Source organism: Clostridium omnivorum, from assembly GCF_026012015.1.
Lineage (GTDB): Bacteria > Bacillota > Clostridia > Clostridiales > Clostridiaceae > Clostridium_AX > Clostridium_AX omnivorum.
In genome coordinates this window covers 927,550-951,260 of sequence record NZ_BRXR01000001.1, presented here as the reverse complement: position 1 = coordinate 951,260, position 23,711 = coordinate 927,550, and the positions used below count along the sequence as shown (strand labels likewise).

The 23,711-nt window shown below is 33.2% G+C and carries 20 protein-coding genes and 1 pseudogene; 16 read left to right on the top strand and 5 right to left on the bottom strand.

Going from position 1 to position 23,711, the window contains the following annotated elements:
- The first annotated feature begins 61 nt into the window (after positions 1-61).
- The 4 genes from bsdE14_RS04370 to bsdE14_RS04355 all read left to right on the top strand — a co-directional run bounded on the left by bsdE14_RS04370 (position 62) and on the right by bsdE14_RS04355 (position 5,523).
- Positions 62-2,983: an insulinase family protein gene (locus tag bsdE14_RS04370; RefSeq protein ID WP_264848740.1), complete on the top strand. Its 2,922-nt coding sequence runs from the start codon at positions 62-64 to the stop codon at positions 2,981-2,983.
- A 92-nt stretch (positions 2,984-3,075) separates the two neighbouring features.
- Positions 3,076-3,540 carry a hypothetical protein gene (locus tag bsdE14_RS04365; RefSeq protein ID WP_264848739.1) on the top strand — a complete coding sequence of 155 codons (465 nt, stop codon included), beginning with the start codon at positions 3,076-3,078 and terminating at the stop codon, positions 3,538-3,540.
- A gap of 137 nt (positions 3,541-3,677) precedes the next feature.
- The gene (locus bsdE14_RS04360; protein WP_264848738.1) at positions 3,678-4,544 is read left to right on the top strand and encodes an NAD(P)/FAD-dependent oxidoreductase; all 867 of its coding nucleotides are present in this window, start codon (positions 3,678-3,680) and stop codon (positions 4,542-4,544) included.
- A gap of 40 nt (positions 4,545-4,584) precedes the next feature.
- Entirely contained in the window at positions 4,585-5,523 is a 939-nt protein-coding gene (locus tag bsdE14_RS04355; RefSeq protein WP_264848737.1) for a DMT family transporter, read from the top strand.
- Between the two features lie 150 nt (positions 5,524-5,673).
- On the opposite strand, the pseudogene bsdE14_RS04350 reads toward bsdE14_RS04355, so the two are convergent.
- A pseudogene (locus bsdE14_RS04350) lies at positions 5,674-5,958 on the bottom strand (P-loop domain-containing protein); the annotation flags it as partial.
- 493 nt (positions 5,959-6,451) lie between these two features.
- Here bsdE14_RS04350 and bsdE14_RS04345 point away from each other — a divergent pair.
- From bsdE14_RS04345 to bsdE14_RS04325, 5 genes are all read left to right on the top strand, one after another.
- Positions 6,452-7,741, top strand: a complete 1,290-nt coding sequence (locus tag bsdE14_RS04345; protein ID WP_264848736.1) for an ABC transporter substrate-binding protein — start codon at positions 6,452-6,454, stop codon at positions 7,739-7,741.
- 71 nt (positions 7,742-7,812) lie between these two features.
- Positions 7,813-8,673, top strand: a complete 861-nt coding sequence (locus bsdE14_RS04340; RefSeq protein WP_264848735.1) for a carbohydrate ABC transporter permease — start codon at positions 7,813-7,815, stop codon at positions 8,671-8,673.
- Between the two features lie 41 nt (positions 8,674-8,714).
- On the top strand, positions 8,715-9,623 hold the full coding sequence (locus tag bsdE14_RS04335; RefSeq protein WP_264848734.1) for a carbohydrate ABC transporter permease: 909 nt from the start codon (positions 8,715-8,717) through the stop codon (positions 9,621-9,623).
- A gap of 75 nt (positions 9,624-9,698) precedes the next feature.
- The gene (locus bsdE14_RS04330) at positions 9,699-10,520 is read left to right on the top strand and encodes a transketolase (RefSeq protein WP_309298111.1); all 822 of its coding nucleotides are present in this window, start codon (positions 9,699-9,701) and stop codon (positions 10,518-10,520) included.
- A gap of 12 nt (positions 10,521-10,532) precedes the next feature.
- A complete protein-coding gene (locus bsdE14_RS04325) occupies positions 10,533-11,474 on the top strand; it encodes a transketolase family protein (RefSeq protein ID WP_264848733.1) in 942 nt (313 codons plus the stop codon).
- Positions 11,475-11,521: 47 nt separating this feature from the next.
- Here the strand turns inward: bsdE14_RS04325 and bsdE14_RS04320 are convergent, their stop codons facing one another.
- Genes bsdE14_RS04320 through bsdE14_RS04310 form a run of 3 tightly spaced genes read right to left on the bottom strand, consistent with a single transcriptional unit; the run spans position 11,522 to position 13,891 of the window.
- Positions 11,522-12,259 (bottom strand): sulfite exporter TauE/SafE family protein, encoded by a 738-nt coding sequence (locus bsdE14_RS04320; protein WP_264848732.1) that lies wholly within the window; start codon positions 12,257-12,259, stop codon positions 11,522-11,524.
- Positions 12,260-12,277: 18 nt separating this feature from the next.
- Positions 12,278-13,396 (bottom strand): iron-containing alcohol dehydrogenase family protein, encoded by a 1,119-nt coding sequence (locus bsdE14_RS04315; protein WP_264848731.1) that lies wholly within the window; start codon positions 13,394-13,396, stop codon positions 12,278-12,280.
- Positions 13,397-13,414: 18 nt separating this feature from the next.
- Positions 13,415-13,891 carry an RpiB/LacA/LacB family sugar-phosphate isomerase gene (locus bsdE14_RS04310; protein WP_264848730.1) on the bottom strand — a complete coding sequence of 159 codons (477 nt, stop codon included), beginning with the start codon at positions 13,889-13,891 and terminating at the stop codon, positions 13,415-13,417.
- 319 nt (positions 13,892-14,210) lie between these two features.
- On the opposite strand from bsdE14_RS04310, the gene bsdE14_RS04305 reads away from it, so the two are divergent.
- Genes bsdE14_RS04305 through fsa form a run of 5 tightly spaced genes read left to right on the top strand, consistent with a single transcriptional unit; the run spans position 14,211 to position 20,134 of the window.
- Positions 14,211-15,437 carry an ROK family transcriptional regulator gene (locus tag bsdE14_RS04305; protein ID WP_264848729.1) on the top strand — a complete coding sequence of 409 codons (1,227 nt, stop codon included), beginning with the start codon at positions 14,211-14,213 and terminating at the stop codon, positions 15,435-15,437.
- A 15-nt stretch (positions 15,438-15,452) separates the two neighbouring features.
- A complete protein-coding gene (locus bsdE14_RS04300) occupies positions 15,453-16,769 on the top strand; it encodes an L-fucose/L-arabinose isomerase family protein (protein ID WP_264848728.1) in 1,317 nt (438 codons plus the stop codon).
- Between the two features lie 13 nt (positions 16,770-16,782).
- The gene (locus bsdE14_RS04295) at positions 16,783-18,783 is read left to right on the top strand and encodes an alpha-glucosidase (protein ID WP_264848727.1); all 2,001 of its coding nucleotides are present in this window, start codon (positions 16,783-16,785) and stop codon (positions 18,781-18,783) included.
- On the top strand, positions 18,780-19,454 hold the full coding sequence (locus bsdE14_RS04290) for a DUF4867 family protein (RefSeq protein ID WP_264848726.1): 675 nt from the start codon (positions 18,780-18,782) through the stop codon (positions 19,452-19,454). Before bsdE14_RS04295 ends, bsdE14_RS04290 begins: the two co-directional genes overlap by 4 nt.
- A 32-nt stretch (positions 19,455-19,486) precedes the next feature.
- Positions 19,487-20,134 carry a fructose-6-phosphate aldolase gene (gene fsa / locus bsdE14_RS04285; RefSeq protein WP_264848725.1) on the top strand — a complete coding sequence of 216 codons (648 nt, stop codon included), beginning with the start codon at positions 19,487-19,489 and terminating at the stop codon, positions 20,132-20,134.
- Between the two features lie 59 nt (positions 20,135-20,193).
- Here the strand turns inward: fsa and bsdE14_RS04280 are convergent, their stop codons facing one another.
- A complete protein-coding gene (locus bsdE14_RS04280) occupies positions 20,194-21,057 on the bottom strand; it encodes an AraC family transcriptional regulator (protein ID WP_264848724.1) in 864 nt (287 codons plus the stop codon).
- A 226-nt stretch (positions 21,058-21,283) separates the two neighbouring features.
- Between bsdE14_RS04280 and bsdE14_RS04275 the strand changes: the two genes are divergently transcribed.
- Positions 21,284-22,648, top strand: a complete 1,365-nt coding sequence (locus bsdE14_RS04275) for a carbohydrate ABC transporter substrate-binding protein (RefSeq protein ID WP_264848723.1) — start codon at positions 21,284-21,286, stop codon at positions 22,646-22,648.
- A gap of 157 nt (positions 22,649-22,805) precedes the next feature.
- Positions 22,806-23,696, top strand: coding sequence for a carbohydrate ABC transporter permease (locus bsdE14_RS04270; RefSeq protein WP_264848722.1), 891 nt, complete (start codon positions 22,806-22,808; stop codon positions 23,694-23,696).
- Positions 23,697-23,711: the final 15 nt, after the last annotated feature.

Sequence of the window (23,711 nt, the reverse complement as noted above, 5' to 3'; positions counted from 1 at the left end):
TATCATTTTAAATAAAGAATATTTGTTGTTTTATTCAAAAATTACCTAAAGGAGGTGCAATATGAAAGATCTACATGAGCTAAAAGCTTATAAAATACATGAAAAGCAGACAATAGAGGAGTTGAAGGCAGAAGCCTATTTAATTGAGCATATAAAAACAGGAGCTAGAATAGTTGTTATTTCCTGTGATGATGAAAATAAAGTGTTTTCAATAGGATTTAGAACTCCACCAGAAAACAGCAAGGGCATTCCACATATTTTGGAGCACTCTGTGCTATGCGGTTCTAAGAAATATCCTGCTAAAAGTACCTTTGTTGAACTTAATAAAGGCTCTATGAATACCTTTTTAAATGCAATGACATTTCCGGATAAGACAATTTATCCTATTGCAAGCTGCAATGACAGCGATTTTATAAATTTGATGAGTGTATATACAGATGCTGTGTTTAGAACAAATATTTACGAAAGCAAAGAAATATTTCTTCAAGAGGGATGGAACTATCAACTAAATTCCCGCGACTCTGATTTAATGTATAACGGAGTAGTTTATAACGAGATGAAAGGTGTTTTTTCATCTCCAGATTCAGCACTTTATCGAGAAAATCTAAAGTCGCTACTCCCCAATACACCTTATTCTCATGTTTCAGGTGGAGATCCGGATTTTATTACAGATTTAAGCTATGAAGAGGTTTTGGACTTTCATAGTAGATATTACCACCCTTCAAATAGCTATATTTATCTATATGGAGATATGGATATTGAAGAAAGACTCAAATGGCTTGATGAAAACTACTTAAGCAAATATGAAAAGGCAAACATAGACTCAGAAATACCTATACAGGCTCCTTTTAATGCTATGTCTGAATCTACTCTTTATTATCCTATTGGAGATGATGAGTTTGAAAAAGATAATACTTATCTTTCCTACAATGTAGTAATAGGAGACTCAAGTGATAATGAGCTTGCCATCGCTTTTGATATATTAAATTACTCTATTTTAGGTGCTAACGGTGCGAAACTTAAACAAGCTATATTGGATAAAGGAATAGCTAAGGCGGTTGAGGGAGATTATGGCTCCTCCATACAACAGCCTACATTTAGCATTATAGCTAGAAATAGTAACCAAGAAAGTAAGGTGTGCTTTTCAAATACAATAAAAGAGACTCTCAAGGAAATTGTGAAAAATGGAATTGATAGAGATACTCTTAATGCTGCTATAAATATGTTTGAATTCCAATATAAAGAGGCAGATTTCGGAAGAACGCCTAAAGGACTGGCATATGCATATCAAGTATATAATAGCTGGTTGTATGATGACAAACATCCTTTTGAGCATCTCAAATTCAATAAAGTATTTATAAATCTTAAGAAAAAGGTTCATGAAGGATATTTTGAGAGTTTGATTGAAAAGTATATCCTAAACAATCCTCACAGTTCTCTTGTTCAGGTGATTCCGCAAAAGGGACTTATGGCAAAAAAAGAAAAAGAACTGAAAGAAAAGCTTGATTTATACAAAAAAAGCCTTTCAGAAAAGGAAATAGAACAGCTTATAGATAACACCCTTAAGCTTAAAGAATATCAGAATTCATCCTCAAAAAGAGAAGATATTGAGGCCATACCTATGCTTTCTGTAGAAGATATAAACCCTAAGGCACAGCCTCTGTACCAAAACATTCGCAAATTAGAAGGAATGACTATAGTACACCATGATATTTTTACAAATGGAATAGGATATCTAAAATTGTCCTTTGATATTAAAAATATTCCTTCTGTGCTTATCCCTTATATGGGAATAATGAGACAGGTTTTAGGTGCTGTTAATACTGAAAAACATAACTATTTACAGCTTTCGAATATTATAAATATGAATACTGGGGGAATTAGTGCATATCTTAAGTTTTATCCTAATTCCAAAGAAAAGGATGGCTTTAAGGCCGCATTTGAGATAAATACTAAAGTTTTGTATGAAAAGCTTGGTTTTGCTTTTGAAGTAATATCTGAGATAATTGGTACTTCCAAAATGGACAATAGCAAAAGGCTTTATGAGATTATTTCTGATATAAAGTCTCAGCTTCAATCTTGGCTTCAAAACTCCAGTCATATGGCAGCTGTGCTAAGAAGCCTTTCATATAATTCAGCTATTTCGTATTATGAGGAGATGGTAAGCGGAATATACTTCTATCACTTTATAGAAGATATGGAAAAGGACTTTGAAAATAAAAAGGAGCTTATTGCTAAAAATCTGAAAGAACTTATGAAATATATATTTAGACAGGAGAATATGACTATAAGCTATACCTCTGAAGCAGAAGGTTATAAAGATTTGGAAGAGCAAGTAATTAGCTTTAAAACAAAACTTTACACTGATGAAATACAAGAAGAGCCTTTTAAATTTGTACCTGTAAGGCTTAATGAAGGATTTAAAATGGCATCCTCTGTACAATATGTAGCACAGTCTGGAAATTATAAAAGTGAATTTTTATATACTGGCGCTCTAAAGGTTCTAAAGGTTCTTTTAAGCTACGATTATTTGTGGCTGAACATTAGAGAAAAAGGCGGTGCATATGGTTGTTTTATCAACTTTATGGAAAGTGGAAATGCTTATATTGTGTCTTACAGAGATTCAAATCTCGCTAAGACATATGAAGTATATGAGCATATACCTGAATTTTTAAGGAATCTCGATATTGATGAAAAGGATATTGTACGTTATATAATTGGAGCAGTCAAGGAGCTTGATATGCCTATGACTCCTTATTCTAAGGGTGCTCATTCTTTTAGCTGTTATATGTCGGGAATTACTGAAAAAGATATCCAGAAGGAAAGAGATGAAGTGCTTGGAACTACAAAAAATACGTTAATATCACTTTCTTCTCTTATGAAAGCTGTTTTAAAGCAAAGGAATATATGTACAGTGGGAAATGAAGAAAAAATAGAATCTGAAAAGCATGTTTTTGATAAAGTTAAGAATCTTTTCTCATAAGGAAAAATGATTAAGGTTGTGCAGGAAGCCTTAAAAAAATCTATGAAATAAAGAATTATATTAATTATTAATAAATATTTGGAGGGTTTTTTATGAAAAAAATATTAAGTACAATTATTGTTGCTATAATGCTTATTTCTATGGTGGGATGTACAAGCAATACTAGTGCAGATACTAAGACAACAGATACTGCGAAGACAGGTACTTCAGCCGAGGTTAAAAATTTTACTTTTGATACATTTGTAGATGCCTTAAAAAAAGAGGGTCTTAAAGTTGAAAAGGGAGATGCTATGGCTGGTTGTATCGGAGAAAAAGAAGGATACGAATATAAGATAAATGGTACTGGTATTGGAGTATATATCATGGACTTAAAAAGCAAACAGCCAGTAGCAGTAAACAATATAAAAATGGCAAAAGAATCAGAGAAGATGAAGCTGGATTTACAGAGTAGTCCTATGGAAGTGGATGCTATAATAAATAATAACCTAGTAATTATGGACTATGGCAAGCATCCTGACAAAGATAAAATTATAAAAATATTCAAGGATCTAAAATAATAAAGCTATAAAGGATAGTGGTAATATTATAGTATATATACTTTTATTATCTAAATGGTAAGACTAGGCTGTGAGTTCCTGCAAACTTATAGCCTAGTTCTTTAATGTAATAAACTATAAGAATAAGGAGATAGAAAATGGAAAATAGATATGATATAGCTATTATAGGAAGTGGACCAGCAGGTTTATCTGCTGCAATTAATGCTAAAATAAGAAACAAAAGTATAATATTATTTGGCAATAAGGATTTAAGTAGTAAATTAATAAAGGCTTCAAAGATAAATAATTATCTAGGCTTTCATGATATAACTGGGGAACAATTGAAAGATAATTTTCAAAACCATATAGAAAAATTTGATATAAACGTTACTAATGAAAGAGTAAATGAAATCTATTCTATGGGGGATTATTTTGCTCTTATGGTAAATGAAATATGCTATGAAGCAAAATCTATTGTAATTGCAACAGGAATAGAATATACAAAGCCAATAAGTGGAGAAGAAGAGTTTCTTGGAAGAGGTGTAGGATACTGTGCAACTTGTGATGCTCCTTTATACAAAGATAGAATAGTTACTGTTATTGGATATAATAAGGAAGCTGAGGAAGAAGCAAATTATGTAAGTGAACTAGCTAGTAAACTATATTATATACCCATGTATGAGGGTAATTACAATTTGAGGAAAAACATAGAAGTTGTAAAGGACAAGCCAATTGAAATAATAGGAGATAACAAAGTAGAAAAACTCATCTTGAAATCAAAGGAAATTTATACAGATGGGGTGTTTGTACTTAAAGATAGCATATCCCCTGCTCAATTAGTTCCTGGACTCTTAATGGAGGAAGGACATATAAAAGTGGATAGAAGTATGAAAACTAATATTAAAGGTTGTTTTGCAGCAGGAGATTGTATTGGAAAGCCTTATCAATATATGAAGGCAGCTGGTGAAGGTTTGGTTGCGGCGTTAAGTGCTGTATCATATTTAGATTCAAATAATAGATATTGATCCTTTGTATGCAGATACTATTTAAATATTGGAGGGTAATTTGAAAAAAGGTTATATATATGTTGTTTTAACAGCAATTATTTTCAGTACCTTGGAAATTGTACTGAAACTTGTGGCTGGTGTATTTAATCCAATACAGCTTACCTTTACTAGATTTTTTATAGGCGGTTTGTTTTTAGTTCCATTTACTCATAAGTCGCTGAGAGAAAAACATATATCTGTAAAGAATGATTTAGTCTATTTTGCCTTTCTAGGATTTTTAGGTATAGTTATAAGTATGGGCTTATATCAATTGGCAGTACAAACTACAAAAGCATCAGTAGTTGCTGTTCTATTTAGCTGCAATCCAGTTTTTGTTACAATTTTAGCTTTTTTTCTTACAGGAGAAGTTATAAATAAAAACAATATTCTTTCATTGATTCTTGAAATAATCGGTACTTTGATTATTATAAATCCATTAAATACGAAGCTTAGTGTATTAGGTATTATACTAACAATTACTTCAACACTAACCTTTGCTTTATATGGGGTTTTAGGAAAAAGAATGTGTGAAAAATACGGAGGAGTAACAGTTACTTGCTTTGGATTTATATTTGGAAGTTTAGAAATGTTAGTATTAATTGCATTAAGTCATAATAGCTTTATTGCAAATTATTTTAGTTTAATTGGGCTCCCTGTATTCACAAACATTCCTTTATTTACAGGATATTCAATAAAATTACTACCTATATTACTTTATATATTTATTGTTAATACAGGGATAGGATATGCTTGTTACTTCAAAGCTTTGGAAGAGACATCTGCACAAATAACTTCATTGGTATTTTTCATAAAACCTATTTTGGCACCAATTCTTGCTCTGATTTTATTACATGAAATTATACCATTTAATATGCTTATTGGTATTCTATTTATACTTATAGGATCACTATCATCAATTTTGCCAGAATTACATGCATATCTAATGGCACATATCTAAAGGATAAAAGAATATTATACGCAACAATTTAAGAATCAAGTAAAAGGTTTTAAATGAAGACAGGAGTTTTAACTCCTGTTTTTTTAAATTCACTAAAATATTTAATGATTAAAATAACACTTCTATAAGTTTTTATGTTTACGATACCGCTACATGTGGTGCGGTTCCATCAAGTATAGCAACATTTAAACCTTTGATTACGACTCCGTCTAGTGAGTTATTATCGGAGGAACAGTGATGCCTTTCTATATCATAGCCCTTTTCATTGAAGGTTTTTGCAATTTTCTTCATAAGTGAAGATTTTCCTGTTCCTGGACCTCCTTTTATACAGATTATTCTTCTTGCTTCATCTTGACCTAGAATATACCTGTAAAATGAATAAAAGCCCTTGGAGGTATTGCCTCCTGGAAATACGTCAACAATTTTGCCGTTCATAATGCCACACTCCTAATTTACATATCAGTATATAATATGCAGGTGCATAGCATGTTGTGAATGCAATATTGATATTAATTATTTTGTTTAATTAATATGCTAAATATGGCTCAATAGTTTTGATTTTTGCTAAGTGTGCTGTGATATTATTCAGTTTAGTGATGTGGCTATATCCTTAAAGCTTGGTGATTAGCTTGTAAAATTAAAGGTTATTATGTATGAAGCTGGATATTTATTGTTTAATATGTTGCAGATTTCTATAAATAATAAAGTGAAATAAAATAATATATTGACAATGCTATTAGAATGGAATAAAATGAAAATATAAATAAATTAAACGTGTTAATTAATAGCTTGAGAAAGCTTTGAAATATTTTTAGCAGTTAATGGAATTATTTTCAACTCATTGTAAACCTTTACCAAACATAACTTAGGGACATTATATATGGCGATATATTTTTATAAATAGTTATATAAAATTGGGGGGAAATGTATGAAAAGAAAAACAATTTCTAAAATCGTGGCGGTCTCATTAGCAGCTGTTGTATCTGCGGGTATGTTTGTAGGATGTGGAAAGAGTCAATCCACTAACACCTCACAGCAAAAGGAAGTTGAACTTAAATTTGCATCTTTCTGGGTAGGAAAGGATTCAAAAGCTCCTACAATGAAAGAACTTATCGACAAGTTCAATACTGACAACGCAGGAAAAATTAAAATTACTGTAGAAGAAATTGCTGATTACAATGCTTATGAAGACAAGATGAAAACTACAGTAGCTACTAACTCACTTCCTGATTTATTCGTATTTAAGGGAGGAGAAGTTGCTAAGACTTATATGAAGTCAGGGAAATTAATGGACTTTACTAAGTACATGAACGATGGATGGAAAAATGATTTTGTAGGAAATTCACTAAATGAAGTAACTCAAGATAATAAGATCATGGCTATACCTTATGAATACGGAGTTGCTCCAGTAATGTACAATGGAAAACTATTAGAAAAGGCTGGATATAAAGAATTCCCAAAAACTTATACAGAATTTTACGCTATGTGTGATAAGTTAAAAGCAGCTGGAATTACTCCAATGTCCCAAATGACAGGTGAAAATGCATGGACTTCTATGCTTTGGTATTCTCAATTAGTTGTTGCTATAGGTGGAAAAGATGTTTATTCTAGAGGTTTAAACGATCCAGCATTTTTAGAAGCAGCTAAAGAAATGCAAAAGATGTTCCAGTATACAACAAAAGATGCTGTAGGAGCTGGAGCAGCAGTAGCAGCAGGACATTTCCTTAATGAAAGAACTGCTATGCTTATGAATGGGCCTTGGTTTATTGGAAGAATTAAAAATGAAGGTGTTAACAAAATGTATGATTCTGTTAGCGTTGCACCAGCACCTACATATGAAGGCGGAAAAGGTGAAGCAGGTGGATATATTGGATTTGTTCAGTCAATAATCGGTGCGGCTAAACAAACTGATAAAGCAAAGGAAGATGCAGTAGTTAAGTTCTTAAAGTATTTAACTCAAAAGGATAATGTAGCTAAACTTTCACAAGCTTCTGGTGCTATGTTCGTTGTTAAGTCAGACTCAAATTCAAATGTTGAAAAGCTTCAAGGTCAAATTAATGATCAGCTTAGTAAGGCACCTTATGTTGTTCCACACTTCCAACTTATGGTTAAGCCTGCTGTAGGTACAGAATTTCCACAAGCACTATCAGCTTTAGTAGCAGGGAAGAAGACTCCAGAACAATTTATTGATCAATTAAAAAAGGCAGATGCAAAATAGCAACTATTAAATTTAAAATGTGGACAAGGAAGAATTTCCTTGTCCGCACCTTATGACGAAGGGGTGGGGCTATGAAAAAATCTCGGTTGGATAAGATCGGAATGGCATTGTTTCTTATACCAGCCATAGTGTTATTTGTTACATTTTTCATTTATCCTGTTGGGTACGTAGCTTTTACTAGCTTTACAAAATGGGATGGAGTTGGAGCTAGAGAATTTGTAGGCTTAAAAAATTATAAATTTCTTTTCACTGATGATGTATTCTTGAAATCCATAAAAAACAACGTAATTTGGGCTTTAGCTGGAGGCTTCATACAAGTTCCTCTAGCTATTATAGTAGCGATGTTATTATCAAAGAAACCACGTGGTTGGAAAATATTTAGAACAATTTTCTATTTTCCTAATATAATTTCTGGACTTGCACTTGCTATGATGTGGCTAGCTATTTTTAACAGTGAGTATGGTGCTTTAAATGCTTTGTTAAAAGCAATAGGCCTTGGAAATTTACAAAAAAACTGGCTAGGAGATATGAATACTGCATTTCCTGTTATGATAATTTATTGGCTATTTTACATAGGTTACTTTATGGTAATTATTATGGCTGATATTTCTTCAATTCCAGAAAGTTATTATGAAGCTGCTGAAATTGATGGAGCAAGTACATTTAAGCAGGATTTATACATAACTCTGCCACTTATTAAAGGATCAATTACTACTTGTCTAACTCTTGCATTAATTTATGGTTTAAGACAATTTGAAAATGTATACCTGATGACTAATGGAGGACCTGATAATAATACCTCAGTAATGGTACTCTATATTTTTAAAGAGTTTGGTAACATGAACTATGGGCTTGCAAATGCAGCAGGCGTTGTGTTAATTCTTGTAGGTTCAATAGTTATTGTAACTGTAAGAAAGGTCTTTAAGGCATAAAATGAGGTCCTAAAAAAATATATTAGGCAGGTGATCTTTGCATGGAAAATAAAGCGATTTTAAATAAATCTAATAAACCTAGAATTAGAAAAACAAAAGATCTAGGCAGTGAGGGTAGTGTTAAGAGGTTAAGTATTTCCTATAAAGTTTTTATGTGGATAGTATTAATTTTCATTCTACTATATACATTGGTGCCAATGGTTTGGTTAGTTATATCATCGTTAAAAACTAACACTGAGCTTATGGGAGATCCTTTTGCACTTCCGGCCAAATGGCAAATTCAAAATTACATAAACGCCTTTCAGGTTTCAGGGCTGGCAACACTTTTTATGAACTCTATTATAGTTAGTTTAGTTGCAACAGTATTAAATATAATAGTTGCAGCAATGGCGTCTTACGTAGTTGCTAGATTTGAGTTTAAAGGTAAGGAAGTAATTTTTAATACTTTTACTATAGGTATACTAGTACCTATAAATGCATTAATGGTACCTTACTTTTTAGTAGTAAATAAACTTGGTGTTTATAACACAAGATTTGGTCTTATTTTAGTGTATGCAGCAGTAGGGCTTCCACTATCGATTTCAATAGTTAGAGGATTTATGAATAATATACCTGGCGAATTAGAAGAAGCCGGTATAGTGGATGGCTGTAACTTCTTTCAAAGATTTTTTAAGATTGTATTACCAATGTCTAAAACAGGCTTAGTAACTGCAGCTACCTTTGAATTTATTTACTGCTGGAATGAGTTTATCTATGCAATGCTTCTAACTTCTTCACAAGAGGTAAGAACGGTGCAAATAGGTATAAGATATTTTACAAACCAATTTACAACTGACTATGTTTCTATGTATGCAGCTATAATTATTAGTATTATACCTAGCATATTAGGGTATATATTATTCCAAGATCAAATTATATCGGGTCTCACCGCTGGTGCTGTTAAGGGCTAGGTTGCTAGTCTTTAACGCACTTTTTTAAACACGGATTAGTTAAAAGGTTTAATTAATATAAAGGAGGAAAACACAATGAATATTGATGAAAGAAATTTTTTAGAGGATAAGAGCAAATATACTCGTTATTTAATCATGGATGAGATAGGTAATCTAGGTGTAGGCCATGTAGGTGGGTGCTTATCAGTGGTTGAATGCTTAGTAGTGCTATACCACAAGGTTATGAACATAAATCCGGAAAATCCGACCATGGAGGGAAGGGATAGATTAGTTCTTTCTAAAGGACATGCAGGCCCAGCTCTCTATGCTGTTTTAGCTGATAAAGGGTTCTTTCCTAAAGAGTGGCTGCTAACTCTAAATAAGCCTGAAACAAGACTTCCAAGTCACTGTGATATGAATAGAACACCAGGAATAGATATGACTGCAGGATCTTTAGGACAAGGAATATCCTGTGCAGTAGGTATAGCAAAAGCTTCTAAAATAAAGAAGGATAATGCTTATGTGTATTCAATAGTAGGCGATGGAGAAAGTCAGGAAGGTGAGGTTTGGGAGGCAGCTATGAGCGCAGCTCACTTTAAGCTTAATAATCTTATTGCTTTTACAGATAGTAACAAACTTCAAATAGATGGAACTGTTGATGAAGTTATGGGACTTGAGAGTGTTGAAGCAAAATGGAGAGCCTTTGGTTGGAATACTTTTTCTGTTAATGGCCACGATGTTGAAGAAATCTATAATGCTATAGAAAGAGCAAAAAAGCAAGAGGATGCTCCAAGTATGATTATATTAAATACAATTAAGGGAAAAGGAGTTTCCTTTGTAGAAGCAGCAGGAGTTAAAAATCATAATATGCCAATAAGTGCAGAGCAAAAAAACCAAGCACTCAAGGAATTAGAATAGGGGGTAATGGATATGAATAGCAATATTGAAGTAAGACAAGTACTTGCTGATGAATTAGGAAAGATAATGGAAAAGGATGAGAGAATTGTTGTTATAGATTCAGATTTAGCAAGAGCAAATGGTACACTAAGTTTAAGAGATAAGTTTCCAGAAAGAGCATTTGATGTTGGTATTGCAGAACAAAATATGGCAGCTGTAGCAGCAGGTATGGCTTCTTACGGTTTTATACCTTTCATTGGATCTTTTACTCCTTTTGCTACAAGAAGAATTTGTGATCAAATTACTATATCAATAGCTTATGCAAAAAGAAATGTAAAAATAATCGGTTCAGACCCAGGAATAACCGCAGAATTAAACGGCGGTACTCATATGAGCATGGAAGATATGGGAGTATTAAGAAGTATACCTACAATGACAATATTTGAGCCTGTAGATGCTGTGCAGCTTAAAAAGGCGCTTCCACAAATTATTGAGCATGATGGTCCAGTTTATATAAGGTTATTTAGAAAAGCAGCTCCAATAGTATTCCATGAGAATTATGAGTTCAATCTTTTCAAAGCTGATGTCATTAAAGAAGGAAAAGATGTCACATTATTTGCAACTGGTATAATGGTAAAAGAAGCTTTAGATGCGGTAGAAATTTTAAAGTCAGAAGGAATAGACGCTGAAGTAATTAACATCCATACTATAAAGCCAATAGACAGAGAAACCATAGTAGCCTCAGCTAAAAAGACAGGTGCAGTAGTTACTTGTGAAAATCATAATGTAGTTGGAGGACTTAAGGCAGCAGTTGCAGAGGTGCTTATAGAAGAATGCCCAGTGCCACTTAAGGCTATTGGAGTACAGGATCACTTTGGCGAAGTTGCAATGATGGATTACTTAAAGAAAAAATATAAGATGACAGCACAGGATATTGCAAATGCAGCAAAAGAAGTTGTTGCTAAAAAGAGATAATATAGATAAGTAAAAGGACGGTTCTTTTAGAAGAACCGTCCTTAATTTTATAGAAACATAAATATTCCTGAAAGTAAAAGTACTGCGTAAACTAGAATGGTGAATAGTTTATCATCTACTTTATTATGAGCTTTATTGCCTAGTACCATTCCTGCTAGTAGGAATGGTATAGATACCAGTAGCAGCATAAATACATTTCTAGTCATTGCGTGAGAAGCGAAGTTTTTAACTATTATAATACTATTCAAGGTAAACCATAGGGTGCATAGAGTAGCTCTAAAGTTACTTTTTTTTGGAATGGCGTTTGCTGCATATATTATTATAAAAGGCCCTCCAGTACCAAATGCTCCATGTACTATTCCGCCAACAAATAAAATAATATTAAGTACAATAGGATTTAATTTTAGTTTTGAAGTTCCGCCTAGTGAAAGATACAAACCTCTTAAGGCTACTAGTATCATAAAGCCACCTAACAATTTTTTTAGTAATGTTTCAGGCAGGTAAGAGTAGATTAGCATTCCTATAGGAAGTCCAATACCAACAAAGGTTACAATCCTTATATATTCCTTCCAAACTATATTTTTAAAGTCAATAATAACAATATATAGTGCTAAGATCCATGCAAGGATTATTAAGGTTGGTACAGAGAGTTTAATTCCTACAATCATTATTCCAAAAGGAAGGGCAAGGGCAGTACAGCCAAAGCCCGTTATTCCTTCTAGAAAATGGGTGGCAAGCACTACCACCCCAAATAAAAGGAACTGAACTATATTAAGATCAACCATTATATTAATCTCCTATTATTATATTAAGCTTTCATACATTTTTAAAATACTTTCTACATTCATTTTTACAGGGTTATTTAACATGTTTGGATGCTGGCTTAGTCTCGATAGTTCCTCAAGATTATCCTCTGGAATTCCTGCGTCTTTGAGTGTGATTTTAAGTTTCATGGCTTTCTTCATTTCTGATATGGTATCCGCCATTTTATAAGCATTTTCAAAGCCTGCTGCTCTTGCAAATTCATGTAGTCTGCCATCTTCTGCTTCAGCATTTATTTTTGTAAAAGCATCAAGAGTGAAGGCACAAGCTTCTCCGTGGGGAATGTGATAAAGGTTGGTCAAAGGGAAGGAGCAAGCATGTGAACCAGCTGTTTTTGGTAATCCAAAGGCTAGACCAGCTATTAATGAAGCTTCACTCATTTTTTCCCTAGCTTCTAGGTTGCTTCCATCAGCATAGGCAATAGGCAGATATTTAAACACCAATTTGGCAGCATGTAATGCTAAAGCATCACAGATAGGCTGATGGTTTAAACTCCAAAATGCCTCTAGAGCATGAGATAGAACATCCATACCTGTAGAAGCGGTTACTTGTGCAGGAACAGTCAAGGTTAGAGCTGGGTCAATTATTGCGTGGCTTGGAAAAAAGTTATCACTTACAAGGGGTGCTTTTACTCCACTGTGAGGGTTTGATAAAACTGCAACAGGAGTAACCTCGCTTCCTGTTCCAGAGGTAGTAGGTATAGCTATAAGTGGTATGTGTTCACTGCCAAGCCTTTTGCTGCCGCTGTGAAAATCTGCTATGGAGTAAGGGGTTTTGCAAACTGAACATGCAGCTTTTGCACAGTCTAAGGAACTTCCTCCGCCTAGTGCAACAGCAAACTCAATATTTTTTTCTCTCATTATTGCTGCACAGGAATCTACACTGTCCACTGTAGGATTTGGAGTGATGTCATAAAATGTTTCTACTAAAAGACCAGCTGAAAAATCTAATATTTTGTCCATTAACCCATTACTCTTAAAAATAGGATCGCATATTAGAATACCTTTTTTTAGACCTAAGCTGTTAAAAATATCATGAAGCTCTTCTATTTTATTGTTTCCAAAGATTATTTTAACAGGTTGTGAGTAATTCCAATTCATTTTATCACCTCGTCCAAATTATTTATTGAAAATATTATCTTCAATTTGGCCTACTTCCTTATAAGCGTTCTTTAAAAAATCTTTTCTCCATTCTTCAAGGTCTTGGGTAAATTCAGTTTCTAGGAAGGCGTTTACCATTTCTATTCCCATGTTTTCAGCGATAATCCATCCTCCCATAGTAAGAATGTTAGCATTATTTATTGCTCTGCACATTTTTGCACCATATACACTTTCTACAACTGATGCATATATGCCAGGGAATTTATTTGCTACTATTGCCATTCCCATTCCAGTACCGCATATTAAAATTCCCTTTTCGCATTCTTTGCTTGCTACAAGTTCTGCTGCCAAAGGAGCTACTTTAAAGTATGGCATACCGTGCTCCATGTCTTGAGTACCTACATCTACTATGTCATGACCTTTTTCAGTAAGATACTTCTTAATTGCCTCCTTAAGTGGAAATCCGGATTTGTCTGAACCTAATACAATTTTCATAGTTAATACCTCCATTAAATAATTTATATAGTATATTAATTAAATGCATTAACTAATATATTGGACATTTATTTAAAAACTCCTTCTAATAAAAATAAAAAATTAAAAAAATATTGAAAACACTATTAATTACATTAATTAAATGTTATAATTAATTTATGAAATATTAATTAAACAAATTAAATATATCTTATTTACTATATATTTATCACTAGATAAAGAAGAATTTTATGAAAAAAGTTACAAATTTTAACTAAAGGTTTATAATAAAGGGTATAGAGTTATTTAATAAACTAATTATTATGAATAGGTGGTTTTTATGGATACTACAACAGGAAAAAATATGGCAACTGTTAAGTTGCAAAATCGTCAATCAATTTTAAATATTTTAAAGAACTATGGGGCAATTTCTAGAGCTGATATTGCTAAGAAGCTTAACTTAACTCCTGCAGCAATAACCATAATCGTTAATGATTTAGTTAAAGAAGGTGTAATTCAAGAAGTTGGTCAGCTTGAAGAAGAGGATAAAAGAAGCGGCAGAAAAAAAGTACTAATTGACATTAACTATGACTTTAAATATGTGATAGGCATAAATATTGAGTCAGATTATATAAATATTGGGGTTTCTAATATTAAATGTGAAACAAAGGTATTTAAGAGATTTCCAATTGGTGAAGTTAAAATACCTGAAGAGTTTTTAGAAAATGTAGCCTCTTACTGTATGAATATGCTTTGGAAAGAAAATATTCTCAAAGAAGATATCTTAGGTGTAGGGGTTGGAATTGTTGGTCATGTAGAAGATGAGCAGGGAATAAGCAAGCAAGCCTTTGGACTTTGGAAAAAAAGTGTTCCTATAAAGAAGATATTAGAAAAGCATTTGGGTATTCCTGTAGTTGTAGGCAACAATGTTAGAACACTAGCCCTAGGAGAACTCGATTACAATTCTAAGGCAAATGTAGATAATATGATGTTTATTAAATATGGTCCAGGTATAGGAGCAGCTTTAATAATAAACAATGAATTATACAATGGCAGCTATAACTCTCCAGGTGAAATAGGTCACTCAATTGTAGATTATAATGGTAAAAAGTGCAGCTGCGGCAGGCATGGGTGCCTTGAAACCTTAGTTTCTCAAAAGGCACTTATAGAAGAAATATCTCCTTCCTTTAGCAAGGAAGCTACTCCAATATTATATGAATTAGCTTCAGGGGATATTGATAATCTAAGCCTCAGACTTATTGCAAAGGCAGCTGAAATGGGAGGAAAAACAGAGGGAGAACTTTTTGATAAGGCTCTGTACTTTACAGCTGTAGTTATTGGAAACTCAGTAAGCCTTTATGATCCTCACAGAGTTGTTCTTTATGGCGAAGTATTCAAATATGACTTTATAGTAAACAAGCTAAAGGAACATCTTAATAATTTATTTGTAGATATAGAATGGGATAAGATAATAGATTTAAGTGTACTAAATAATAAAAGTAATTTTATTGGTGCAGTAGCTCTTGCTCTGCGAGAGTTTTTTTATAAAACAGGTGCAATAATTTAGAAGGGGGAATTACTAATGAAACAACATGTAAAAATAGGTGTAGTTTGTTTAGCTAGGGACACCTATGACTTTGCTGCAGCTGCAGAGATTTATGGGAAAATTAAAGAGGATTTAAAGAATATTGAGCAGGTTACTTATAGCTTTATTGACGACTTAGTTATTTCTGTAGAAGATGCAAGAAAGGCGGCAGATTATCTTGCTTCTAAAAATGTAGACGGGCTAGTTGTAATTAGCGGAACTTTCCATTTAGGACACCTTGTACTAGAACTTAATAAAGAAATCAAAAAGCCAATATATCTATGGGGATTAAATGAGCTTCCTTATAATGGTGGCAAAATAAGATTAAATTCAGTTTGTGGAGTTAATCTAAATGCTTCAAATCTATATAAGAGTGGAAACAGACAGTATTATGCATCAGTTGGAGATACTATAGATGAAAATTGGATTAATGCAATTAGAATAGATGCAGCCTTGAAAAATGCTTATATAGGCATTGCAGGCTTTAGAGCACATGGATTTTTCAATTTAGGTATTGATGAGCTAAATAGCTTTAATGAGATGGGCTTAATATTAGATCACTTTGAACTTAGCGAAATTTTTGATACAAAGGTGTCAGAGGAAGAAATCAATGATAAGTTAACTAAACTAAAAAATAATTTTGATTCCTCTGATATCAATGAATACCAATTAAATAAAGTGGCAGAACTTGCAGCAAAGCTTAAAAAGTTTGTAGATACTAAGGGATTAACTGGACTTGCTATAAGATGCTGGCCAGAATTTGCAGCTACCTTTGGAGTTTCACCTTGTGCTGCTATGTCTTTACTGCAATCAGAAGATTACATATTAGGCTGTGAAGGGGATATAGAAGGTACACTTTCAATGATAGCTCAAAGAGCAATAGGTGGAGAAACTCCATTCTTAGCAGATTTATCTCAAGTAGATTTTGCTGGAAACTTTGCTTTGATGTGGCATTGTGGTGTGGCACCTTGCAACTTATGGGACGGAAAATGTGTAAGAAGTCTTGATACATACTTTGCAGGCGGAAGAGGAGTTACAGCAGGCTTTGTAATGAAGGAAGGAGAAGTAACCTTCTCAAGAATAGATTCTGCACAAGGTAAAATTAGATTATTTATGCAAAAGGGTAAAGCAGTTCCAATGGAAAAACAATTGGCAGGAACTTATGCAAAAGTTATATTTGAAAATTCAGTTACAGATGTAGTTAATAAGGTTATCTATACTGGAGTAGCTCACCATGTTTCCATGGTATATGGAGATTATATTAGACCTTTTGAAATCTTTGCAAGTATTAAAGGATGGGAAATTATAAGATAAGGTGGGAACATTAATGAAACTTATAGAGCATTCTAATGGATTTACTTTAAATTATAAAAATGAAGTTGTTATTGAACATACTGAAGAAAATCCCTTTATTTTTGTAGGAAAGGGACATGCCACCTACGACATGTATAGAGGAAACTTTAAAATAGAAGAAAATATTTTTGAAAGGATTCCTCTTATTAACTATAAGTTAGAAAATGATGATAATGTAAAGCTTACAATGTATACTGAAGGTTATAAGATGCTTCAGTTAGACTTTTACGAGGAAGCTGGAAGGCTTATTTGTAAGCTAAATACAAATGATGAAGCAATCAATAGAGTTTGGATAAGACTTTATGCCGAGAAAGAAGAAAAGGTTTACGGACTTGGAGAACAATTTAGCTATTTCAACTTGAGAGGTAAGAATTTTCCGCTTTGGGTTTCAGAGCAAGGTGTAGGAAGAAACAAGCAGACCTATGAAACCTTTCTAGCCGATGTGGAGGATAAAGCAGGTGGAGATTATTATTCAACCTTTTTCCCTGAGCCCACTTTTGTGTCTTCAAGAAAATACTTCTTTCATACAGATGAAAGCTCCTATATGAACTTTAATTTTAAGGAAAATAATTACCATGAGCTTGAATTTTGGCATGTTCCAGATAAATTTATTATCAGCAGGAAGGATAGTTTTCTTGAACTTTTAGAAGACATAACAGCTCTTTTAGGCAGACAGGCAGAGCTCCCAGAATGGATTTATGATGGTGTTATACTTGGAATCCAAGGAGGAACTGAGACATGTCTTGATAAGGTTAAAAAGGCAAAGGAGCTTGGAATGCCAGTTGCGGGAATTTGGGCTCAGGATTGGGAAGGAAAGAGAATAACTCCTTTTGGAAAAAGACTTATGTGGAATTGGCAGTGGAATGAAGAAATGTATCCAGGGCTTGACACTGAAATTAAAAAATTATCAGCAGAAGGAATAAAGTTTTTAGGATATGCAAATCCTTATCTAGCTATAGAAGGCAATTTATTTAAGGAAGCTAGCGGTAAGGGATATATAGTTAAAAATCATATAGGTGAAGATTACCTTATTGATATGGGATGCTTTTATGCCGGAGTTGTTGATTTAACCAATCCGAAGGCTTTTGAATGGTATAAAAATGTTATTAAGGTTAATTTAATTGACTTTGGACTCGCTGGCTGGATGGCTGACTTTGGAGAATATTTACCTACTGATGCAGTACTTTACAGCGGAGAAAGTGCGGAGCTGCTACATAATAAATGGCCTGCACTTTGGGCAAGGTTAAACTATGAAGCAGTAGAAGAGAGAGGTAAGCTAGGAGAAGTATTCTTCTTTATGAGAGCAGGCTTTACAGGAAGTCAAAAATACTCAACTATGATGTGGGCGGGAGATCAAAATGTTAATTGGAGTCTTGATGATGGACTTGCTTCAGTAATTCCTGCAGCACTTTCACTAGGAATGTGCGGTGTGGGACTTCATCACAGTGATATTGGAGGATATACTACCCTTTATCATATGAAGAGAACAAAGGAACTTATGAAGAGATGGATAGATTTTTCCGCGTTCACTCCAATGATGAGAACCCATGAAGGAAACAGACCTGATGATAATTGGCAGTTTGATAGCGATGTGGATACATTAATGCATTTAGCTAGAATGGGAAAGGTATTTAATAAACTTTCACCATATACTAAAGCATTAGTTAAGGAAAATTCCGATAAAGGAATACCTGTAATGAGACCAGTATTCTTGCACTATGAAGAGGATGAAACCTGCTACAACCTTCAATATGAATATCTTTACGGAAGAGATATACTAGCAGCTCCTGTATATAAAGAAGGTGTGGAAAAATGGAACGTATATCTTCCTAAAGATAATTGGGTGCATATTTGGACTGGAGAAGAATTTACTGGTGGTGAAATAGAGGTAGAAGCAAAGGAAGGATATCCTCCAATATTCTACCGAAAGCAAAGTGAATATTCCAAGCTCTTTAGTGAGGTGGGTAAAATATGAGCTATGAAAAGCTAAAGGTGAAAAATCCAAATATAAAGTTATATGATATAAACAGTGATAATTTTAAAAAGTATGGAAGAGTAATAAAAGAGCTGGATTTTAATAATTTATTTGACTATATGGAAAAAAACACGTATATACCAAGTGAAGGAAATATTTATGTAGCATCTGTGGAAGCAATGGAGTCAATGGAATCAGCTAAGGATATAGAAAAAAATTTTTATGGTGAAATGCCTATACAGATTGGATACTGCAATGGAGTTAATTCAAAGCTCAATGGACTTGAGTACCATAAGGGCAGTGAAATAGATGCAGCAGTTACTGATTTGGTGCTATTGCTTGGAAAAGTTGAGGACATTAATAATAATACCTATGATTCAGATAAAATAGAAGCTTTTTATCTAGGCAGAGAAACAGTGGTAGAATTGTACGGCACAACCCTTCATTTTGCACCCTGTAAGGTTCAGCCTGAAGGCTTCAAATGTGTAGTAGTGCTGCCTAGAGGGACAAACCTTCCTTTAGATAATAATCATAACGGAGAGCTTCCTTTTGAAGAAAGACTTCTTACAGCAAAAAATAAGTGGCTTTTGGCTCACCCTGAGAGAAAAGTTTTAGTGGATAAAGGGGTTTATGCCGGCATAACTGGTGAAAATATTGAGATAAAATTTTAGCTAAAAATAATTAAAAAAATGGAGGTAGGAAAATGAAGTTTTTTATTGATACAGCTAATGTAGATGAAATTGAAAGAGCTGCGGCCCTAGGGGTTATTGATGGAGTTACTACAAACCCTTCTTTAATAGCAAAAGAGGGTTTAGCTTTAAAGGATGTTATAACTGATATTTGCAATATTGTAGATGGACCTATAAGCGCTGAGGTTATAAGTCTTATAGCAGATGAAATGGTTAAAGAAGCAAGAGAATTAGCTAAATTACATAAAAATGTTGTAATTAAAATACCAATGTGTGAAGAAGGACTAAAAGCTGTAAATATACTTCATAAAGAAGGAATAAAAACTAATGTAACACTTATATTTTCCGCTCAGCAAGGACTTCTTGCTGCTAAAGCTGGAGCAAGCTTTGTAAGCCCATTTATGGGAAGACTAGATGATATAGGAAATGGCGGTATTCAGGTTATTGAAGACTTAGCTCAAATTTTTGATTATTATGGTATAGAAACTGAGATTATAGCAGCAAGTATAAGACATCCTATGCATGTACTCGATTGTGCAAAGGCAGGAGCACATATTGCAACCATACCTTATAAAGTTATAACTCAAATGGTTAAGCATCCATTGACTGATGCAGGTATAGAGAAATTCTTAAGTGATTACAACAAAACTATAAGTAAATAGATTTGTGCATAGATTAAAAAATATCCCCAGCTTTCTAAAAGCTGGGGATATTTTTTAATCTATCTCTTTTTTGAGCTATATTGATTTCTATACTTAGTTGGACTCATTCCAACCCTTTTTTTGAAGGTTTGATTAAAATATGATTGACTTGAAAAGCCAACTATATCAGATATTTGTTCCATTGAACATGCAGTGGTTTCCAATAAGGTTTTTGACACTGCTATTCTTTTTTCAATTAGATAGTCTATGGGGGAAGTTCCCATAAATTTTTTAAAAACATGTATTAAATAATATTTATTCATATGGGTAACTGAAGCTAAGTAATCTAAATTCAAATCAGAGGAATAATGAACATCTATATAGTTTTTTATAGAAGCACATTCCCTATTAATCTCTTTTGTTGGAGAGAGTATTAAATTTGAGGTTGTCCTTCTTTTAACATTAAAAATTAAAGCTTCTAAAAGACTTTGGCAAATTGCTTCGTAATACTTATCCTTTTGCTCAACCTCATATAAAAGATTATTCATATAGGATAAAACTTCATGTCTATATTTGGTATAATTGTATAGACTGTATGGCCTTAAGCTTTTAGAATCTTCATCAGAGTCTTCAATCATAAGGGATAATCCATCTAAACCAATAACAATATATTCTAGAGGGTTTGAATCTTTTGAGCATTCTGTATGGGCTACATGTGGGTTTATAATAACTAAATCATTTTCTCTCACGGTAAACTGGCTTTGTTCTATTTTAAAACTGCCGCTTCCATGTACCACATAAAATAGCTCAGTGAAAGAATGGGTATGCATAGTACTATGCCAATCGTCTTCATATTTAGCATTTGAAATATAAAGAAATTTTATATCCATTCTAGTTACTTCATTTTTTTCATTGTTTTTGAATTCAAATAAAGTGTTTGACATGATTCCTCCTTAATGCTGGAATAATGTGGATTTTAGGAGATGTTGTTTGAAATTATCACTATAACTTAGATTACATTAATAGTATATCAATAATTTAATTATATTGCTTTATTTTATACAAATCAAATCAATATATCTAAAAAAACAAGCAATATTCTGATAGAAGAGGTTTACATTATACTCTATACTTAAGATATGGTCAACGTTTATAGAAGGGGGAATAAAAATGAAAATTAATATGAAGAGATTAGTAACCTTGTCAACTTCACTTTGTTTACTTGTTTCACTAGCAGGGTGTACATCAAAGACAACAACTAGTTCAACAAAACCAGCGGAAGGAAAAGTATTAAAGATAGCTGGTTTAAATGGTGGTTACGGAGTAGATCATTGGAAGGAGCTTGCTTCAAAATTTGAAGCTGCTAATCCTGGAGTTAAAGTTGAATTAACTTTGGAAAAGAATATTGCAGATGTTTTAAGACCTCAAATTCAAGCTAAGAATGCTCCAGATTTAATTTACTTATCAGTTGGAGCTGAAGGTAAATTAACAGATACTCTAGTTAAAGAAAAGGCTATAAAGGATATATCCGATGTATTTGATATGCAAGTACCTGGAGAAAATGTTAAAGTTAAAGATAAAATAATACCAGGATTCACAGATACACTAATAACAAAACCTTATGGAGATGGAAAGACATACCTGGCACCATTATTCTATGGCCCTTGTGGACTTTTCTATAATAAGGCTCTTATAGGAGATGGCAAGAAGTATAAACTGCCACAAACTTGGGACGAGTTCTTAGCACTTGGAGAAACAGCTAAGAGGGATGGTATTTCATTGTTTACATATCCAACAACTGGATACTTTGATGCATTCTTCTATGCACTTCTTAATGAAGTTGGAGGATCAGGTTTATTTAATGCGGCTATGAAATATGATGATACAGCATGGTCAGGTCCAGAAGCTACTAAAGCTTTTGAATTAGTTGGAAAGCTTGCTAAATATACTCACCCTGATACAGTTGCTCAAGCTAACAAAGAAGGATTTACAAAGAATCAGCAATTAATACTTGATAACAAAGCACTATTTGTACCTAATGGAACATGGCTGCCAGGAGAAATGAAAAACGCTCCTAGAGCAAATGGATTTGAATGGGGCTTCACAGCTCTACCAAAGGTAACAGCTAATGGAGACTCTTATTCATATACCTTCTTCGAACAAATGTATATACCAGAAGGTGCAAAGAATGTGGATTTAGCTAAAAAGTTTATGGCTTATATGTATTCTGATGAGGCTACAAAGATAATATATGAAAAGTCTGGCGCAGTGCAGCCAATAATTGGAGCTTCAAAGATTATGAAAGCTGATGACCCAAACAAGTTATTTTACTCAATATATGATAATGGTGCAAAGCCAGCTATGGGAGGATTTGCAGCAGCTGCTCCAGTTGAGGGAGTTGACTTAACAGGTGCTGACGGAATTCTTTTTGGAACTGTTAACTCAGTTGTTACAGGCAATAAGACAGTAGAGCAATGGCAAAAGGCTGTTGTTGATGCAGCAGCCAAGATAAAAAAAGCAAATGCAGCAAAATAGTTAATATACAATATATATAAACATTATGGTGGATAAAGTGTCCACCATAATGTTTATAAACAAATTATTATGTTGAATATAACACTACTAGTGATTATATAAACTGTGAAATTATAGATTAAAAATGAAACTATATAGCTTATAGGGAGGGACAAATTTGAATAACAAAGGGCTTAAAAGATTTATAGTTATTTGCCTAGCCCCAGCACTTACTCTGTTCACCATTTTTATGCTATACCCAACTTTAAGCGTATTTCAAATGGCATTATACAAGTGGGGAGGACTATCTTCAAAAAGAACCTTTGTAGGTTTAAACAATTTTAAACTATTAATGAAGGATGAAAAATTTTTAAGATCCTTTCAAAATACAATTTTTATAATTGTTATAGTCACAATTATTACTATGACCCTTGCCATATTATTCGCATCAATTCTTGTAAGAGAAGACATCAAGGGTGAAAACTTTTTTAGAGTAATATTTTATATTCCCAACATTTTATCTGTTGCAGTAATATCAGCTATATTTTCAGCAATATACGATCCAAGTCAAGGACTTTTAAATGGTTTATTCAAGATTTTTAATCTAAAGAACTGGGAAAATGTTCAGTATCTCGGAAATCAAAGAATAGTAATTTATTCTATTACCGGGGCAATGGTTTGGCAGGCTATAGGTTATTACATGGTAATTTATATGTCCAGTATGAGTTCAATCCCTGTTCATTTGTACGAGGCTGCAGAGCTGGATGGAGCAGGAAAAGTAAGACAGTTTTTTGATATTACACTACCATTGGTTTGGGACACTATTAGAACATCTCTAACCTTCTTCGTAATAAGTTCTATTAATTTAAGCTTTTTGTTTGTAAAGGTAATGACAACTGGAGGTCCGGATGGCGCATCAGAGGTGTTTTTAAGTTATATGTACAAGCAAGCCTATGATAATGCAAGCTATGGTTATGGTATGGCTATCGGAGTTGTTGTTTTCTTATTTTCATTTATACTGTCAGGAATTATTAATAAGGTCACAGAACGTGAAGTACTGCAGTATTAGGAAAATAACCTTTTA